This window comes from Pseudomonas sp. 2024-210, from assembly GCF_045062345.1.
Taxonomy (GTDB): domain Bacteria; phylum Pseudomonadota; class Gammaproteobacteria; order Pseudomonadales; family Pseudomonadaceae; genus Aquipseudomonas.
Genome location: NZ_JBJGEJ010000001.1, coordinates 488,655 through 502,470 on the forward strand (window position 1 = coordinate 488,655; position 13,816 = coordinate 502,470).

Genomic DNA, 13,816 nt, shown 5'->3' on the forward strand with positions numbered 1-13,816 from the left:
TGATAGAACAGAGAAAAGTTTCAGATATTTGCTTGACACATGTCCATTACGAGGGAATAATGCGCGCCATTGGCTACATAGCTCAGTTGGTTAGAGCATAGCATTCATAATGCTGGGGTCCGGGGTTCAAGTCCCTGTGTAGCCACCAAACGCTTGTTTATAGACGTCTACAGCAGTCTACAAACAGTACAAGAAGCCCGCCTAGTGCGGGCTTTCTTGTGTCTGGGCATCTATCCCTGTCTCCCCCTATACCTTCCCTCCGTGTATCCCCTCATGTACCTTGAGAAATAATTGAAACTGAGGGGTACAAGAAAAATGAAGCGCAGCGAGATTAAACGCCGCCCTTTAGCTGACACGGTGCTGGCCACCCTGGAACCAGAAGCAAAGGAATACCGGGAGTTGGACGGAAACGCCCTATACCTGCGCGTGCGCCCGGACGGTAGCAAGTCGTGGCAACTGCGCTACAAGAAGCCGGATGGCAAATGGTCATGGCTGGGGCTTGGCGGTTATGGCACTGGCGACCATCAGTTATCAGGAGCACAGGCCAGACAAAAAGCCGCCGAGCTGAGAGAGGACGCCGCGAAAGGTGGGAACCCTCTCGCTACCAAGCGAGCCAGAAAGGCTGCTGAGATTGAAGCCACCAACAACACTTTCGAACACCTGGCTCGGGAGTGGTACGCCGCCAAGCGCAAAAATTGGACGGATGGAACTGCTACCCGAACCATCGGCGCGTTAGAGCTTCACGTCTTTCCCGTGTTCGGCAAGCGCATCTATACCGAAATCCTGCCCATGGAGTGGATGGACTTTCTGCGCGGCATGGAGCAAATGGGCATCATCGAGCAGACGAGCCGAGTACGCGCCCGATGCCAAGAGATTTACGACCTTGCCCGCGTGACTGGCCGCGCCACCCATAACCCGCTGGAAGGGCTTCACAAGTTTCTCCAGACCAAGCCGTCTGAGAACTACGCCCACGTTTCCATAGATGAGCTGCCGCCATTGCTGCGAGCCATCCGCGCCTACCCCAGCGCCATAGATGTTCGGATCGGCCTACACCTGCTCTCCATGCTCGCTTGCCGACCATCAGAGATAAGAGAGGCCCAGTGGGACGAGTTCGACCTGGACAAAGCCCTGTGGACTATCCCTGCCGAACGAATGAAGCGCCGCCGTGAACATCTGGTGCCCCTCCCCCGTCAGGCCGTCGAACTGCTGCGCGACCTGAGCAATCTCACTGGAGGCTATCCGCTGCTGTTCCCTGGACGCAGCGACACCACCAAGCCCCGCAGCAACACCGTGTTTCTGATGGCCCTGCGCCGCCTGGGTTATGAAGGACGCCAGACCGGCCACGGTTTCCGCCACATCGCCTCAACGATCCTCAACGAACACGGCTTCGACGAAAACCACATCGAGGCACAGCTATCGCACATCAAAGAAGGCGTGGCCGGGATCTACAACAAGGCCCAGTACCTGACGCAGCGCGCGGCCATGATGCAATGGTACGCCGACCATCAGGACACCTTGGCCAAGGGCAATGTGGTTTCGATCAAGAGGGCTAATGCGGGCCTTACATTGCTCTCGTAGACAGATATAGACTGAACACTACTACTGTTCTGATAGACATTGCCCGAACAGGCAACGGTTTTGGCTGGCCCAGCTCGGCGGAGCGAAAGCGGACTTCCCATCCACCAGGTCAGCCGACCTATTTAATTCGGAATCGCCTGGGAGGGCAAAGCTTGAGCAAAATACTGAAGCTCAGAGAGTGGCTGACTGTCGAGGAAGCAGCGAGACGCTTATCAATCAGCACCCGCGAGGAAGTATCGGTGGCGGATATGCTGAGACTAGCCCTCGATGGCCATTTAACGCTGTCAGTGCACTTTGTTAACCACGCTAGAGGTCGACCGATAAAAATTAAGCCTTTAAACAGCGAGGCAAGCGACTCCAAAATTAATGAGCACGTGCAGGATTTTCTCAGAGATAACCCTCAATTCCAAAGTTCAGCGGAGGGACTGACTGAGTTCCATAATTTTGTCAAGCTGTACCGTGGTGATCTTCTACCTGACGGGGAGAGTGTGCTGATATATGAGGGCGATGGTCAGCATCCGATTACTTTGGAAGGTGTTTGGGACTTACTCATGCTAGGAGCCGAAACTCTTGACGTTGAGCATGCCTACCAACTTCTGACAGACGGTGTTCCCGTTGAGCTGGTTTGCTTAGGTGGCCCTTTGGTGGCAAGTCCTGACAGGAGCCAATACTTCCAACTTCTCGATAGCTATAAACGCGATGTCCCCCCCAGTAAAAAAGCAGTCACTGGCAACCCCCCTCTATCGAAGGAGGGCAGAGAAGCGATCAATCGAGTGAATCAGATTCTGGGGGCATCGTCAGATAAAACCAAACAGCCAGAACATGAATTCGATTGGGACTACGAGACAGTATGGTACCCAGCCGCCGGGCTACCGAATGGACATACACTTGTAGTTCGGAGCCTTGCATTGAGGGACCTTGAACTCAAGCTTCTTGAGCCAGAAACTGAGCACGAAAAGCCGATGCACCCGACCGAGCGAAGAAGCGTGGCTCAACTTATGGCGGCCCTTGCCGCAGCATCAGGCATCGACTTGTCTACGCCCTATGCTGCTGACGAAACTCTTAGGGCGGTGGCGGCGACACACGGTATTGAATTGCCGAGTAGCCCGGAAACTGTTGTCAAATACCTGAAGCTGGCTGCTCCTTACTTGCCTAAACGCTGACCCACTGGGGTTTTGCTCGACCCCAATAGGACAAAACCCACAGCGCAATTTGCATTCTATCTCCCGTCGCCACCAACAACGGGATACAGACATGAGCAAAATAAGCCAAATTCCAGCCACCGCAACTCCCCAGTTCGATCCTTCCAACACAATCATTCGCTTCCCAGAGGTCGAGGCTATCACCGGCCTCGCACGCGCCACCGTCTACAAGCGCCTAAAGGATGACCCGACCTTCCCCCGCCCGGTATCGCTGAGCAACAGTAAGTCGCGTGGCTCGCCAGTGGGCTTTGTACTGGCGGAGGTACAGGGCTGGGTGCGTCAACGCATTGCTCTGCGCGAGGCGGCCTGAAATGAAAAAGGCCACGATCCCCGAAGAGAAACGCAGCCTGTCGCAAGGCAATAGTAACACCAGTACCAACGCTCAAAATGCACGTCTTGTTCCGCACCTGCGCCTGGGGCAATCCGACACGTTCACCATCATGCGCGAGCTGAACATCTGCCGACCTGGTGCCCGTATCTGCGACCTGCGCAATGCCGGTTACAAGATCATCACCAATCGCAACGTGCTGACAGATGAATGGGGGGCTACACACAGCGGCGTTGCCCTGTACACCTTGATCGCCAAGCCTAGCGCGAAGGTGGCGGCATGAAGGCCAAGATCATCAAACCGATGAGTGAAAGTAATGTCGGGAAATCACACATTACCCTGACTCAATACAAGGGCGAGCCACGCGCCGATAGCCGTACTCTAGCTGAGCAACTGGACAACGATCACGACAACGTAATCCAGCTTTTGAAAAAGTACCCGACCGACTTTAAGCAATTCGGAATACTCCGTTTTGAAACAGGAGTAATCAAGGGGCGGGGTCAGCCTGAGCAGTTCGCTCACCTCAACGAGGATCAGTGCTACCTGCTGCTAGCTTACAGCCGCAACACTGCCAAGGTGCGGGCACTCAAGATCAACCTGGTTAAGGCATTCCGCGAAGCCCGCGATCGCGCCAGCGTCACCGATAACCAGTACCTGCCGTTCTACCACGCCATGCATGAAGAGGTAGCCATGCTGGCGCAGCGTGCAAAAGACTTAGGCAGCCACACGCCGGAACGGGTTTTCCATATCAACGCTAACAAGGCGCTGAACACCGCCATGGGGATTGCGAGCGGTCAGCGCGGCTCACTGGATATGGGACAGCGACTGATCCTGACCACATTGCAGGCCATCTATCGGCGGCATTTGCACCAGAGCATCGAGTCTGGCGCTGACCACCGTGAGGCAGGTCGCAAAGCTAAGGCCGCAGTATTTGCCTACATGGAAACGGCTGGCGCGCTGGTGCTGGGGGTGGCCGCATGACAAAGACAATCATGCCCGCAGCCGAAAATAATCCGGGAAAATCCCGCATTAACCTGACCGAGTACAAGGGGGAGCCGCGCGTGGACAGCCGCTTGCTGGCCGAGCAGTTGGACAACAAGCACAAGAACGCCATGGCACTGATAGAGCGCTACCTCGGCAGGTTCAAAGAGTTTGGGGTTGTTCCGTTTCAAACGGAGAAACCATTGGCCGGAACCGCTGGCGGTAGGCCGGAACGCCTCGCCCTGCTGAACGAAGATCAAGCGTTCTTCCTGCTGGCACTGTGTCGCAACAATGATCGCGTGGTCAACCTGAAAGCCGGCCTCATCATGGCATTCCGCGAAGCCCGTTACGGCACTGCCTGCCAGTCGCTGCTAGCTCACCAGAAGGAGGCTAGCAGCAGTGGTCGCCACCTCGCTCGCTGGCGCTATGACAAGCCCGGCATGTTTCTGCACGTCACTTACTTGAGGGAGCAATTGAAACTTCCGCTCGATCTGGAGAGCTTGCAGTGATGACCGCACCCACTACGACAATATCCGCACGCAATCTGAAACAGGGGGTTGCACACGAGTTTAGCGGTCTGTATGGTTTGCCCGTCGCTGCAAATTCAGCGACCGGGCTTGGTAACCCGATAAGCAAAAGGCGCAACAGCGCCCCCATTACGATTGCAGGCGCTTTTTTTGTGCCCGCAGTTACGTGTTATGGCGGCTGTGCGTGGGAGGCATTCGTGCCTGCCGGGTTCCTTTTGCCCCGGTTTACCAACCTGCGTACAGCTGCCACCCATTCGCTTGGTAACGAACGTGGCAGCTCCTCGGCAGAAGGAGCTACACCGATGAAGCACGCCCTCATTCCGTCCGCAATTCGCGCACTTGCTCACCGCCGTATGGCATTGAGCGCCCTCCGCGCAAACTCGCCCCTTTCCGTTCGTCTCACCCACTACAACAATCACATGGCTATCGCCCGTAATCTGGAGAAATCAGGCGGTGTCCAATGAACACACCAGCAAAAAAACACACCTTTTTCATCATCCAAGTGGCGGACGGTCGCGGCACGTTCGGGTTTCAGGTTTGTTTGACTGACGCTGACCTTGCGCATGAACTGCTGGACGTATTCGCTCGTGACCTACTCGGCCGGCAGATCAAAATGTACAGCCTGGAGCAGCCACCAACAGGCGTAAACGATCTACCGGCAGTTCACTCCATGACGCCCCGAATGAAACAGCTTATGGCGCGCTGCCGTGTTGAGCCCTCCCCTGGCCGGGCATTTCTGGTGGCCTATGTCGAATACTGGCGTCAGCAAATGCCGCTACGTGTAATCGCGGCCTTTCTTGAGCATGCCAAATACGAGCCCAACCTGGACGAGTACGCTTATATCCCATTGCATGAACAGGCTATCGGGAGGGCGTACCCATGAAGCGCACCCACGTTACCCAATCCAGCGCCACCGCTGCCAACACACCGGACTTTCTGGACTTTCTGTTTAGCCAGGCTCGCGGTGATCTCGCAGCAGTAATGGCAAGCATCTCCGCTACAAGGGGTTAACCATGAAAATTCAAAACGGCGCGTCTGCGCTGACGGGATCGGCTTGCCCGAATAAAGCCACCGAGTTGTTTTACGTCACCCACCCAAAAGCACCCAAGGCGCTGCTGGGGCCATTCCTGTCACAAGCCGACGCCGAGTGTGGGCGCGTAGTTATGCGTAGTGCTGGCGCCCAAGTGACGGCGTGCCTGGTCGACTCCATTGACGAGCTGGCGCGCTGGCACGCCATCAGTAACGGCCAGATCGTCCGGGCTTTTGCGGGAGCTGATCGCAAAGGGGTGAGCCATGAATAACGTCACTCCCATCAAGCGGAAGGGCAACGGCACCCCGCCTCCTGCTGGCGCGCATATCGACAGCGCCAGCTATGCGCTGTTGGTGGAAACCCTGATTGGCTTCCTTGAACTGCGAATCAAAGAAGGTGACGCAGTCCGCAACTGCGACGAACTGGAGCGACTCAACCGGCAGCTTGAGCGCCTTGCCGAGCGGTTCACCCCGCCAAAGGGGGCCGCATGACTGACGCCACGATTCTTTTCCGTGACGCGCTCCAGTCGGTCTATGGCCCGCTCGACTGGCTGCCCGTGCCCGATGGCGCCATTCACCGATTCTGCGTGCCCAGCGATAAGCCAAACACGATTAATGGCTGGTACGTGTTGTACCTGGACGGCATCGCCTCGGGCGCGTTCGGCAGTTGGAAATCCGGCGGAACCAGCACCTGGTGTAGTCGTGAGCCGGTAGACGCACGGGAAGCCGCGCAAATCCGTGAACGTGTTGAGCAAGCCCGGCGCCAGCGTGAGGCCGAGCAACATCAGCGCCAGCAGAAGGCCGCTGAGCGGGCCAATCGCTGGTGGCGAAATGCTCGCCGCGCCGATCCGAGACACGCTTATCTGGTGGACAAGGGTGTTCGCTCCTACGGCTTACGCCAGCGTGGCGCTGACCTGCTGATTCCGTTGTACCTGGATGGGCGCTTGGTCAACCTGCAAAGAATCGCCCCGGACGGCGGCAAGCGCTTCTTGCCCGGTGGTCGCGTGAAGGGCACTTACTCGCCGCTGGGCATCATCGAGCCAGGCTCAGTGCTTTGCATCTGCGAGGGATGGGCAACGGCCGCCAGCCTTCACCAGCACGGCGGCTACACCGTCGCCTCGGCCATGAACGCGGGCAACCTCAAACCGGTGGCGCTGGCGCTGCGTGCGCGCTATCCCGACATAGAAATCATCATCGCAGGCGACGACGACCGCCAGACCGATGGCAATCCCGGCCGCATCGCCGCCCATGCCGCCGCCGTCGCTACGGGGTGTCTGGTGACGTTCCCCGAATGGCCCGCCAATGCGCCCGAGCACCTGACCGACTTTAACGACCTCGCCAACTGGAGCGCCGCTCATGGCCTCGCCTGAAAACAATGTCATCAACCTGCGCCCCGAAGCACCAATGGTCGAGCCTGAGCGCCCGTGCTGGGCGGTATACGAGCATTGGGTATGCAATGAGAAAGGCCGCAAGCTGCGCCCCGGCGTGTACTGGCACAGCTTCAAGCGCGCTGCCGCCGAGCAAGACGACACCGAGGGTGATACCGGCGACCGGCCAATCACTGACGAGTGGATAGCCAGCCCCGTGACGGTCATTGCGCGCACCACCAACAGCGACGATGGCAGCGAAGGCCGCTTGCTGCGCCTTGTGACCGAAAGCGGCATTAAGGAATGGATCATTGCCATGGAGATGTTCGGCGGCAGCGGCGAGGACGCCCGGCGCGCATTGTTCGGGATGGGCGTCATTATTGCCCTCAAGAAGCGCGGCACCTTCATGGAGTACCTGCTCGACCAACGCCCCGCCGAAATGTTCGCCACCACCAGCCGACCGGGCTGGCATGAGTCGGGCGCTTTCGTACTGCCGGGCCGCACCATCGGCAGCGACAAGGTGCGGTATCAGGCCAGCAATAAGGCCCAAGTACTTTTCAGTCGGCGCGGCGAGCTGGCGCAGTGGCAAACCGAAGTCGCGGCCAAGTGCACCGGAAACCCGGTACTGACGTTAGCGATAGGTTGTTCATTGGCCGGGCCGTTGCTGAGTCTGGTGGGCGTGCTGGGTGGTGGCGTTCACCTGGTGGGCGACAGCTCCAGCGGCAAGTCACTGGCGCAACTGATTGGTTCGTCGGTCTGGGGCGATCCGGGCGTATTCGCGGCTTCGTGGGACATGACCAAAGGCGGGCTTGAGATTGAGGCATCGAGCCGCAACGACACCATTTTGCCGCTGGACGAAATCAAGCGCGCCGACCCCAAGCGTGTACAGGAAATGGCGTACTCACTCGCTAACGGCCAAGGCAAGGGCACCATGACCCGCGAGCGTGAAGGTCGGGCCAAATTGTCGTGGCGCCTGCTGACACTCTCCAGCGGCGAGCGGTCATTGTCCGAACACGCGGCCATATCCGGCAACCCGGCCCATGCTGGCGCTGAGCTACGCATGGTCGACGTGAACGCAGGCACCCGCACACACCGGGCCTTCGACGAACTACACGGCCTTGAGGGCGCAGACTTCCACCGCCAGCTCACCGTGGCCGTGGGTGCTCACCATGGGCACCTTGGCCCCGCCTTCGTCGAGAAGCTGCTCGAAAACGACGACCGCCCCGGACTACTGGAAGACTTTGCCGGGATACGCGCCAGCTTTGTCGAAGACAACGCCCAGGCCGGGCGTGTGGCCGACCGTTTCGCCGTCATTGCACTGGCGGGAGAAATGGCCATCGCTTACGGGTTGCTGCCGTGGGAGCCGGGAAGCGCCCTCACCGACTGCCGTTTGCTCTATGGCGAATGGCTCAGTCGAGTAGGCAGTGGCAATGCCGAAGACCGCCAGATCCTCGCGGGTATTCTCGACTTTATCGACCGTCACGGCAGTAGCCGCTTTTCCGATGTTGACGACACAACGCCCGACACCAAGGTATTCAACCGCGCCGGATACTGGGAACTGGTGGGCAGCAACCGCCTGTACCTGTTCAACAAACCGGCTCTGATCGAGGCCGCTCATGGCTATGGCCTGACTCGCATCATCAAAGCACTGGAAGGCGCCAGCGTAATTGCCCGACGCGACCACGAGCGCAAGACCAAAAACTATCGGCTGCCGGGTGGTGGCCAAGCTCGCCTGTACGTCATCGACCCTGACGCCATGGAACGTGAAGGGGGTGGTGTATGACCCACAAAACCCCAAGGAGTCATCATTGCCCAAATACACAGGAACCTAGAATCGCTGGCAACAGTGGCAACACCGGCAACGGCCTTGCGCACCGTGGCTTTCAGCCGTTGCCACCCTATAAAAAGAGTGGCAACAACTGGCAACGCACACCTGATTTTCACTATAAGAGCGCCTCCCTACCCCACGCCTTGCTCATAGCGGTTGCCAGTGGTTTTGCTGCTGGCAACAGTTGCCAGCGCTGGAAGCCCCGTAATACATGGCTGTTGCCGCCGTTGCCACTGTTGCCGGTGTTTTTGAAATCAGTGGAACATTGGATGACGAGTGATTCGGCGAAGGTGGCTTTATGAGCCTGCTTTCTGCCCTGTTCAATCACATGCCGCCGACCATTGCCGTAACGACTCCCCAAAAGTGAGGAGTCGTCCGACGCGTCCACACCTGGTACTGGCCGACCGCGCACAACATCCGAGTGCGTTCGTGCCGCCTCCTCACGCCAGCGCCGCCACGGCTACCCCGTAATGGCGAAACGCTCGTGACCACTACCTCAACCACATCATGGCTTGTCGTTCCTGCTACGCCCCCACCGGCCGCCACTGCGCGGCTGGCGCTGACCTGCGCGCCGCCTACGTCACCACACCTATGGAGGCTCACCCATGAGCACCAATCTATTTATCGCCCTGCTGAACATTGCCCAGAAGCCCGGCGCCAGCTTGAGCACCAGTCTCATCACCACTCGGCGTATCTGCCGTATCTTCGGGGAACGGGCTGACTCGATTCATTTAGAGCGCAGGGCCATGCGCCGCAAGGCCAACAAATTGCGCCAGTTCCTGCCATTCACCGCCAGCGCTATGGCCAACATTGAGCAAGTAGCCGCCAACCACCGCAGTTCTGAGTGGGACGACCTGCGCAAAGTGCTGGCCGGTTTCGGGCGCTCGCTGGTGCTAGACACCGAGGGGCTGGCCGCAGGGCTTGAATTCGACCGGCTGTGCGACCTGCTGGCGATCAACACCGTGGAGCGGGAAACAGCGCGCAAAGAGGGCTTGTCCACCCTGGCTGATTTGGTGTTCGCCTACGCGTTTGAGGAAAGCGCCGCCCGCCGTAGGCAGCAATGGAACGACGCACCGCTCTACAACGCCTGCCAACTCGCCACCGCGAATTTCATCAGGGAATGTCCTGAACATTTGCTACCCGACCCGTTCGCACCGGGTGCGCCGTTCGGCCCGAAGCTGCCACCTGCCTTAAGCATCGTTGGCAAATAACTTTTTTCCGCGCCGCGTTTTGCGAATCACGAAAACGTGGCGCGACAAAGAGCAACACCGCCGGGCGCCAGCCCATGACCAGCGCCAGTCGCGCACAGAGGAAAATATGACAGATCAGAACAGCAACACAGCGGGCCAAGCGCCCACGCATCGGTACCGCTCTGTTACGGCCGTCGACGTTGGGACGGGGCGATCATCAGCGCCGCGATTTATGCTGAAGACCAAATGTAGCCACGATGGTAGATTGCCTTTTTCAAAGGAGGGCAATTTATGCGCAGGATAGCCACAACAGCACTATTTGCCGCCATGGTTGCGGGTTGTGCAACATCCCAGTGCCCATGAAAAATGCTGTTGCGGTGCCGCCTGAAAGGGTTATTGCCTATCAGAAAGAGACGCCAGGTACAGGCACATTGTCGGTGACCAGAGACTCTGGCCATACGGGAAGCCTTTGATCAATTGGCCTTTTCGTAGATGGAAAAGTGGCGGCACTACTCAAGCCTGGAGAGAGGGTTGCCCTCCACGTCCCAGCGGGGTCTGTTGTTATCGGTGCGGCCTACCAAGGAAGCGGTATTTGCGGGATGGGTGCCGAGAGGCAAGAGCGAGAGACAATCGTCACCGGCGAAAAGGTGCAAAACTACCGAATATCAACGAGCAGGAACGGTGTTTTAGACATACTCCCAACAACGCTATAGCGAATAGACACAGCCGCCTTCGGGCACTTTGTCACGTTTCGAGACAGACGGTATGGTCTCACTCAGACCAAATCGTCGGTTTCGTCACCTCGCTGGTAACTACTCAGATAACCACCAAAAGCAACCATTCAAGGACGTTGATATGAGTGCGGATGAACGGAGCGTAAAACTCCACCAAAGCGCGAGTACTGAATCTGCAAACTTTGATCGCTTCGTCCTAGGAGCCTCAATGGCGGCTTGCGCCTATCTCGCGCAGACAATGCCCTTCGGCCCCCTTGGCCTTAACGTATCCACAATGTATCTGGCGACCCTGTTCATGATGGCGCTGAGCGCAGTATTCGGATTCCTCCGTATTGAGTCGACGATCTCAACCATGAACGCCAACTCTGGCTATTTGCACATGATTGAGATGGGCCAGCTAAATGACTTCTCAATGCGGCAAATTGCAAGAAATGCAGTCGACAAAGTGGCCGAGCGCACAAAGACGATGTATGTGCTGCGAAATTACACGATGCTATTTTCGTTTTTCGGTTACGTCGTAACAAAGGTGTATTCCACGTACCCCGTGTGACGCCTCGTGCTCCCATGCTGACCACTGTTTGCATGCCGTGAGCCTAATCTTCAGCACCCATAAGCTCCTGACGTAGCCCAACTTCAAGCCAACCAATGAGAACAGAATGAGTACAGGAACCCATACATCAATCCGCTTAACACTCTTCAAACATAGCTCAGGATCATTCCTGGCAGCATTAGATGCTGCTCAAATCCCGCATGAACCCGTCCATATGTTTTCGACTACCCCCCAAGGCTCGGGACTGGTTGAAGCGATCACTGCCCTATCAGAAGCAATGCCTTGGAATGCCGTAGCGAAGGTTGTGGTTGCATGGATTGAGGCAAGGAAAAGCCGTGAAGTAATCATCCATACAGAGACTGGGCAGTCGATCCTAGCAAAAGGCTATTCGGCTTCTGAAGTTCAAAAGCTGCTGCAAAAATCCACGAACATTATCGTTATTGATACGAAGCCCAACGATGAACCATAGGGCTTACTCGAAAAAAATAGGAAGGAACCGCATTTGAAAATCAAGCCAGCTTCAGTGCTTCATTTACTCGCAGAACACTATCACCACGACGCCTCTGATTTTCTAGATAGATTCGATGTCCTCTGGGAGAGCCAGACCCATAAAACGGGGCGTATAAAGACCTTTGTTGATCTATTGATGGGGTGCGAGTGCGAGTTAAAGGCGCATGCCATATTAAGCCACCTACAAGATGATGCAGTCGAAACCTACAAAACGGTGAAAGCTGCGGGCCATAGCATTGATCGAATCGCCGACATGGCCATGTTCATGTCAGATCGCACCAATTACGATTTCCTTAAAGACAACCTAAGTGGGCTGTCGGTTTTCATTCGGTATTCCTTTGACGCTTATGGGACTTTTTTTCCGTTTGATTACGATCACGCCGAGATAAATTACTCAAAGACTATAGGTAATAGCGTCTGGGCATTGCAGATTCGGGATCATCTAAGGCAGATGATTGACGCTTCAAACGACGAGTTTACAGGTATGGTTTCAGATGACATTTCCGAGATTTTCGCCCAAGAGGACCAAATGACGTCTTTCATGGAAAAAATACGAAACAAACCGTCCAAACGTTAATGTCGTTTCGAAAAACACCGGTATCCAAACATGCATCTAGAACCGGGGCCAATCTGGTTCGGTTACCCTGAGTGATAATTACTCCGCCTGGTTAACATCTATAACAGGCTTTCTGTTATAGAGTCGCTCGAGACCAGCAAACCTCGACAATTGTTACCAGAGTAGTGGGTTGGCCAACCTCTCATGAGTCTAATTTTTACTAACAGGCAGCGTACGTGTCCACCGGCTCCAGGTCGACCAGATGTCAACATCGCGCCAGGCCCCGCACTCGATCCGATGTCAGGTTGCCGACGCTGAGAAAGTCGACAGGTATCCAGCTTGGTATCCACGGTCTGAGGCCGATCCGGCGTGGATACCTCGGCAGCGTCCAGGTACTGAGCGTGCTTTCGCGCACACCTTTCACGCAACCTGAAGTGCGCGAAATCTGTCCCTGAGACAGAATTGATCCGCTTAGTACGCAGGCTGGTACGCACTCGTCCATGCATACCGGGCGCAAGTTCGCACCGAGGTTCGCACCCTATTACGCGATGCTGGCGCGAACCCGGCCAATGGTTACCAAGGAATTATCAATGCCAGCGGTTGCCAGACGTTGGTTTCCACTGAGGTTTCCAGGGTATTGCAGTGGTTTTCACTTAAAACTAGCTGTAACAACGAAACAAACTCACGATTAAGACGCATAATCTTAATACAAAACATGCCTCATACAGGCTGACTGGCGGGACTAGAATTAGAATAGTGTCAATTTGACATATGAAGGCACCTGAAGCCATTATCCATACGCAAGAACCAAGGATGAACACGACTGTATGGATAAACAGTGAAAAATCTCTACAATGCAAGCTCTAACCAATTGCATCGTGTGAGCATAAAGCTCCACGATGGGAGGGCTTCGCATGCTTAGCGTCCTAATGAAATTTGCGCTTGTACTTACCACCATTGCTCCTATTGGGATTACTCTTTCATTTTTGTTATACCAAAGTAACGGTGAGCCTATCTGGGCGTTATTTGTGCTGTTTTGCTCGTTATCGCTATGCGCAATATGCCACCAAATAATTTTATTCTCTGCAAAAAAACTTAATAAAACGACAATATCCGCCGCATCAATAAAGCCTGCCGACAAGGAAATATCTGGATATTTCGTAGCGTACATGCTGCCAGTGCTAGGTGGTGGGAAGTATTTTCTAGATATTCCAACCTTCTCTTTTTTCGCCTTTATGTTTTTTGTATTTATATGGGTTTCAAAATCGTTTTATGCAAATCCAGTGCTTGCTCTTTGCGGCTATAAATTTTATGAGGTGCAACTTACAAATGGCGCAAACCTGCTGCTTATAACCAAGCAAAATATTTCTAAACCAGCAGATATAGGAAAGATAAATTACATAACATCCCACACTGTTTTAGACGCCACATAGGAG

The 13,816-nt window shown here is 55.7% G+C and carries 18 protein-coding genes, 1 tRNA gene and 1 pseudogene; all 20 read left to right on the forward strand.

Translation table 11 applies throughout. The features are described from left to right. The first annotated feature begins 71 nt into the window (after window positions 1–71). The 20 genes and pseudogenes from ACI7MX_RS02300 (at window position 72) to ACI7MX_RS02395 (ending at window position 13,813) form a co-directional block, all read left to right on the forward strand. A tRNA-Met gene (locus ACI7MX_RS02300) sits at window positions 72–148 on the forward strand. A 167-nt stretch (window positions 149–315) separates the two neighbouring features. After that, a complete protein-coding gene (locus ACI7MX_RS02305) occupies window positions 316–1,578 on the forward strand; it encodes a tyrosine-type recombinase/integrase (protein ID WP_405588571.1) in 1,263 nt (420 codons plus the stop codon). A 152-nt stretch (window positions 1,579–1,730) separates the two neighbouring features. Further along, window positions 1,731–2,741, forward strand: coding sequence for a hypothetical protein (locus ACI7MX_RS02310; protein ID WP_405588568.1), 1,011 nt, complete (start codon window positions 1,731–1,733; stop codon window positions 2,739–2,741). Window positions 2,742–2,832: 91 nt separating this feature from the next. Further along, window positions 2,833–3,090 (forward strand): helix-turn-helix transcriptional regulator, encoded by a 258-nt coding sequence (locus ACI7MX_RS02315; RefSeq protein WP_405588565.1) that lies wholly within the window; start codon window positions 2,833–2,835, stop codon window positions 3,088–3,090. Window position 3,091: 1 nt separating this feature from the next. Then, window positions 3,092–3,391 (forward strand): helix-turn-helix domain-containing protein, encoded by a 300-nt coding sequence (locus tag ACI7MX_RS02320; protein ID WP_405588562.1) that lies wholly within the window; start codon window positions 3,092–3,094, stop codon window positions 3,389–3,391. Continuing rightward, window positions 3,388–4,089, forward strand: a complete 702-nt coding sequence (locus ACI7MX_RS02325) for a Rha family transcriptional regulator (RefSeq protein ID WP_405588559.1) — start codon at window positions 3,388–3,390, stop codon at window positions 4,087–4,089. Before ACI7MX_RS02320 ends, ACI7MX_RS02325 begins: the two co-directional genes overlap by 4 nt. Continuing rightward, on the forward strand, window positions 4,086–4,598 hold the full coding sequence (locus ACI7MX_RS02330; RefSeq protein ID WP_405588556.1) for a Rha family transcriptional regulator: 513 nt from the start codon (window positions 4,086–4,088) through the stop codon (window positions 4,596–4,598). Before ACI7MX_RS02325 ends, ACI7MX_RS02330 begins: the two co-directional genes overlap by 4 nt. Before the next feature lie 478 nt (window positions 4,599–5,076). Beyond that, complete coding sequence (locus ACI7MX_RS02335; RefSeq protein WP_405588553.1) at window positions 5,077–5,499, forward strand: hypothetical protein; 423 nt, start codon at window positions 5,077–5,079, stop codon at window positions 5,497–5,499. Continuing rightward, entirely contained in the window at window positions 5,496–5,627 is a 132-nt protein-coding gene (locus ACI7MX_RS02340) for a hypothetical protein (RefSeq protein ID WP_405588550.1), read from the forward strand. The genes ACI7MX_RS02335 and ACI7MX_RS02340 overlap by 4 nt, the downstream gene beginning before the upstream one ends. A 2-nt stretch (window positions 5,628–5,629) precedes the next feature. Beyond that, window positions 5,630–5,917, forward strand: a complete 288-nt coding sequence (locus ACI7MX_RS02345; RefSeq protein ID WP_405588547.1) for a hypothetical protein — start codon at window positions 5,630–5,632, stop codon at window positions 5,915–5,917. Then, the gene (locus tag ACI7MX_RS02350) at window positions 5,910–6,137 is read left to right on the forward strand and encodes a hypothetical protein (protein ID WP_405588545.1); all 228 of its coding nucleotides are present in this window, start codon (window positions 5,910–5,912) and stop codon (window positions 6,135–6,137) included. Before ACI7MX_RS02345 ends, ACI7MX_RS02350 begins: the two co-directional genes overlap by 8 nt. Then, on the forward strand, window positions 6,134–7,015 hold the full coding sequence (locus ACI7MX_RS02355; protein WP_405588542.1) for a toprim domain-containing protein: 882 nt from the start codon (window positions 6,134–6,136) through the stop codon (window positions 7,013–7,015). The genes ACI7MX_RS02350 and ACI7MX_RS02355 overlap by 4 nt, the downstream gene beginning before the upstream one ends. Beyond that, entirely contained in the window at window positions 7,002–8,795 is a 1,794-nt protein-coding gene (locus tag ACI7MX_RS02360) for a DUF927 domain-containing protein (protein ID WP_405588539.1), read from the forward strand. The genes ACI7MX_RS02355 and ACI7MX_RS02360 overlap by 14 nt, the downstream gene beginning before the upstream one ends. Next, window positions 8,792–9,142, forward strand: coding sequence for a hypothetical protein (locus ACI7MX_RS02365; RefSeq protein WP_405588536.1), 351 nt, complete (start codon window positions 8,792–8,794; stop codon window positions 9,140–9,142). The genes ACI7MX_RS02360 and ACI7MX_RS02365 overlap by 4 nt, the downstream gene beginning before the upstream one ends. A 303-nt stretch (window positions 9,143–9,445) precedes the next feature. After that, window positions 9,446–10,051, forward strand: a complete 606-nt coding sequence (locus tag ACI7MX_RS02370) for a hypothetical protein (RefSeq protein ID WP_405588533.1) — start codon at window positions 9,446–9,448, stop codon at window positions 10,049–10,051. Between the two features lie 153 nt (window positions 10,052–10,204). Beyond that, a pseudogene (locus ACI7MX_RS02375) lies at window positions 10,205–10,282 on the forward strand (tail assembly protein); the annotation flags it as partial. Between the two features lie 603 nt (window positions 10,283–10,885). Continuing rightward, on the forward strand, window positions 10,886–11,314 hold the full coding sequence (locus ACI7MX_RS02380; RefSeq protein WP_405588530.1) for a hypothetical protein: 429 nt from the start codon (window positions 10,886–10,888) through the stop codon (window positions 11,312–11,314). A gap of 106 nt (window positions 11,315–11,420) precedes the next feature. Continuing rightward, complete coding sequence (locus tag ACI7MX_RS02385) at window positions 11,421–11,783, forward strand: hypothetical protein (RefSeq protein WP_405588527.1); 363 nt, start codon at window positions 11,421–11,423, stop codon at window positions 11,781–11,783. A gap of 33 nt (window positions 11,784–11,816) precedes the next feature. Beyond that, complete coding sequence (locus ACI7MX_RS02390; RefSeq protein ID WP_405588524.1) at window positions 11,817–12,401, forward strand: hypothetical protein; 585 nt, start codon at window positions 11,817–11,819, stop codon at window positions 12,399–12,401. Window positions 12,402–13,294: 893 nt separating this feature from the next. Next, the gene (locus ACI7MX_RS02395; RefSeq protein WP_405588521.1) at window positions 13,295–13,813 is read left to right on the forward strand and encodes a hypothetical protein; all 519 of its coding nucleotides are present in this window, start codon (window positions 13,295–13,297) and stop codon (window positions 13,811–13,813) included. The last annotated feature ends 3 nt before the right edge of the window (window positions 13,814–13,816 follow it).

Coding starts and splice junctions, on each gene's coding strand:
- ACI7MX_RS02355 (WP_405588542.1), top strand. CDS start 6,134: ATGACTGACGCCACGATTCTTTTCCGTGACGCGCTCCAGTCGGTCTAT.
- ACI7MX_RS02330 (WP_405588556.1), top strand. CDS start 4,086: ATGACAAAGACAATCATGCCCGCAGCCGAAAATAATCCGGGAAAATCC.
- ACI7MX_RS02325 (WP_405588559.1), top strand. CDS start 3,388: ATGAAGGCCAAGATCATCAAACCGATGAGTGAAAGTAATGTCGGGAAA.
- ACI7MX_RS02305 (WP_405588571.1), top strand. CDS start 316: ATGAAGCGCAGCGAGATTAAACGCCGCCCTTTAGCTGACACGGTGCTG.
- ACI7MX_RS02350 (WP_405588545.1), top strand. CDS start 5,910: ATGAATAACGTCACTCCCATCAAGCGGAAGGGCAACGGCACCCCGCCT.
- ACI7MX_RS02340 (WP_405588550.1), top strand. CDS start 5,496: ATGAAGCGCACCCACGTTACCCAATCCAGCGCCACCGCTGCCAACACA.
- ACI7MX_RS02320 (WP_405588562.1), top strand. CDS start 3,092: ATGAAAAAGGCCACGATCCCCGAAGAGAAACGCAGCCTGTCGCAAGGC.
- ACI7MX_RS02360 (WP_405588539.1), top strand. CDS start 7,002: ATGGCCTCGCCTGAAAACAATGTCATCAACCTGCGCCCCGAAGCACCA.
- ACI7MX_RS02335 (WP_405588553.1), top strand. CDS start 5,077: ATGAACACACCAGCAAAAAAACACACCTTTTTCATCATCCAAGTGGCG.
- ACI7MX_RS02395 (WP_405588521.1), top strand. CDS start 13,295: ATGCTTAGCGTCCTAATGAAATTTGCGCTTGTACTTACCACCATTGCT.
- ACI7MX_RS02365 (WP_405588536.1), top strand. CDS start 8,792: ATGACCCACAAAACCCCAAGGAGTCATCATTGCCCAAATACACAGGAA.
- ACI7MX_RS02315 (WP_405588565.1), top strand. CDS start 2,833: ATGAGCAAAATAAGCCAAATTCCAGCCACCGCAACTCCCCAGTTCGAT.
- ACI7MX_RS02345 (WP_405588547.1), top strand. CDS start 5,630: ATGAAAATTCAAAACGGCGCGTCTGCGCTGACGGGATCGGCTTGCCCG.
- ACI7MX_RS02385 (WP_405588527.1), top strand. CDS start 11,421: ATGAGTACAGGAACCCATACATCAATCCGCTTAACACTCTTCAAACAT.
- ACI7MX_RS02380 (WP_405588530.1), top strand. CDS start 10,886: ATGAGTGCGGATGAACGGAGCGTAAAACTCCACCAAAGCGCGAGTACT.
- ACI7MX_RS02370 (WP_405588533.1), top strand. CDS start 9,446: ATGAGCACCAATCTATTTATCGCCCTGCTGAACATTGCCCAGAAGCCC.